This is a genomic window from Pseudomonas lactucae (genome assembly GCF_016937615.1).
Lineage (GTDB): Bacteria > Pseudomonadota > Gammaproteobacteria > Pseudomonadales > Pseudomonadaceae > Aquipseudomonas > Aquipseudomonas lactucae.
This window is the reverse complement of sequence record NZ_JAFHKI010000060.1, coordinates 1-2,863: the sequence shown is the minus strand read 5'-3', so window position 1 is coordinate 2,863 and position 2,863 is coordinate 1. Positions and strand designations below refer to the sequence as shown.

1 rRNA gene is annotated in these 2,863 nt (G+C 52.1%); it reads left to right on the top strand.

Annotated elements, in window-relative coordinates:
• A 23S ribosomal RNA gene (locus tag JWR98_RS12205) occupies positions 1 to 2,715 on the top strand; the annotation flags it as partial.
• Positions 2,716 to 2,863: the final 148 nt, after the last annotated feature.

The window sequence follows — 2,863 nt, the reverse complement described above, 5'->3', positions numbered from 1 at the left end:
GCGAACCAGGGGAACTGAAACATCTAAGTACCCTGAGGAAAAGAAATCAACCGAGATTCCCTTAGTAGTGGCGAGCGAACGGGGACTAGCCCTTAAGTGGCTTTGAGATTAGCGGAACGCTCTGGAAAGTGCGGCCATAGTGGGTGATAGCCCTGTACGCGAAAATCTCTTAGTCATGAAATCGAGTAGGACGGAGCACGAGAAACTTTGTCTGAATATGGGGGGACCATCCTCCAAGGCTAAATACTACTGACTGACCGATAGTGAACTAGTACCGTGAGGGAAAGGCGAAAAGAACCCCGGAGAGGGGAGTGAAATAGATCCTGAAACCGTATGCGTACAAGCAGTGGGAGCCCACTTTGTTGGGTGACTGCGTACCTTTTGTATAATGGGTCAGCGACTTATTTTCAGTGGCGAGCTTAACCGAATAGGGGAGGCGTAGCGAAAGCGAGTCTTAATAGGGCGTCTAGTCGCTGGGAATAGACCCGAAACCGGGCGATCTATCCATGGGCAGGTTGAAGGTTGGGTAACACTAACTGGAGGACCGAACCGACTACCGTTGAAAAGTTAGCGGATGACCTGTGGATCGGAGTGAAAGGCTAATCAAGCTCGGAGATAGCTGGTTCTCCTCGAAAGCTATTTAGGTAGCGCCTCATGTATCACTGTAGGGGGTAGAGCACTGTTTCGGCTAGGGGGTCATCCCGACTTACCAAACCGATGCAAACTCCGAATACCTACAAGTGCCGAGCATGGGAGACACACGGCGGGTGCTAACGTCCGTCGTGAAAAGGGAAACAACCCAGACCGTCAGCTAAGGTCCCAAAGTTATGGTTAAGTGGGAAACGATGTGGGAAGGCTTAGACAGCTAGGAGGTTGGCTTAGAAGCAGCCACCCTTTAAAGAAAGCGTAATAGCTCACTAGTCGAGTCGGCCTGCGCGGAAGATGTAACGGGGCTCAAACCATACACCGAAGCTACGGGTATCACGTAAGTGATGCGGTAGAGGAGCGTTCTGTAAGCCTGTGAAGGTGAGTTGAGAAGCTTGCTGGAGGTATCAGAAGTGCGAATGCTGACATGAGTAACGACAATGGGTGTGAAAAACACCCACGCCGAAAGACCAAGGTTTCCTGCGCAACGTTAATCGACGCAGGGTTAGTCGGTCCCTAAGGCGAGGCTGAAAAGCGTAGTCGATGGAAAACAGGTTAATATTCCTGTACTTCTGGTTATTGCGATGGAGGGACGGAGAAGGCTAGGCCAGCTTGGCGTTGGTTGTCCAAGTTTAAGGTGGTAGGCTGAGATCTTAGGTAAATCCGGGATCTTAAGGCCGAGAGCTGATGACGAGTCGTCTTTTAGACGACGAAGTGGTTGATGCCATGCTTCCAAGAAAAGCTTCTAAGCTTCAGGTAACCAGGAACCGTACCCCAAACCGACACAGGTGGTTGGGTAGAGAATACCAAGGCGCTTGAGAGAACTCGGGTGAAGGAACTAGGCAAAATGGCACCGTAACTTCGGGAGAAGGTGCGCCGGTGAGGGTGAAGGACTTGCTCCGTAAGCTCATGCCGGTCGAAGATACCAGGCCGCTGCGACTGTTTATTAAAAACACAGCACTCTGCAAACACGAAAGTGGACGTATAGGGTGTGACGCCTGCCCGGTGCCGGAAGGTTAATTGATGGGGTTAGCTAACGCGAAGCTCTTGATCGAAGCCCCGGTAAACGGCGGCCGTAACTATAACGGTCCTAAGGTAGCGAAATTCCTTGTCGGGTAAGTTCCGACCTGCACGAATGGCGTAACGATGGCGGCGCTGTCTCCACCCGAGACTCAGTGAAATTGAAATCGCTGTGAAGATGCAGTGTATCCGCGGCTAGACGGAAAGACCCCGTGAACCTTTACTATAGCTTTGCACTGGACTTTGAATTTGCTTGTGTAGGATAGGTGGGAGGCTTTGAAGCGTGGACGCCAGTTCGCGTGGAGCCAACCTTGAAATACCACCCTGGCAACTTTGAGGTTCTAACTCAGGTCCGTTATCCGGATCGAGGACAGTGTATGGTGGGTAGTTTGACTGGGGCGGTCTCCTCCTAAAGAGTAACGGAGGAGTACGAAGGTGCGCTCAGACCGGTCGGAAATCGGTCGTAGAGTATAAAGGCAAAAGCGCGCTTGACTGCGAGACAGACACGTCGAGCAGGTACGAAAGTAGGTCTTAGTGATCCGGTGGTTCTGTATGGAAGGGCCATCGCTCAACGGATAAAAGGTACTCCGGGGATAACAGGCTGATACCGCCCAAGAGTTCATATCGACGGCGGTGTTTGGCACCTCGATGTCGGCTCATCACATCCTGGGGCTGAAGCCGGTCCCAAGGGTATGGCTGTTCGCCATTTAAAGTGGTACGCGAGCTGGGTTTAGAACGTCGTGAGACAGTTCGGTCCCTATCTGCCGTGGACGTTTGAGATTTGAGAGGGGCTGCTCCTAGTACGAGAGGACCGGAGTGGACGAACCTCTGGTGTTCCGGTTGTCACGCCAGTGGCATTGCCGGGTAGCTATGTTCGGAATAGATAACCGCTGAAAGCATCTAAGCGGGAAACTAGCCTCAAGATGAGATCTCACTGGGACCTTGAGTCCCCTGAAGGGCCGTCGAAGACTACGACGTTGATAGGTTGGGTGTGTAAGCGCTGTGAGGCGTTGAGCTAACCAATACTAATTGCCCGTGAGGCTTGACCATATAACACCCAAGCAATTTGCTGACCTGAGAAGGCGCCAGATTGCGGTGTGTGAAGACGAGATGAAACCGAAGTTCGACGCTCACAAAACAACCGACAGCTGTCACATACCCAATTTGCTGAAGCGAGACCATCAGGTCACGACTCAGT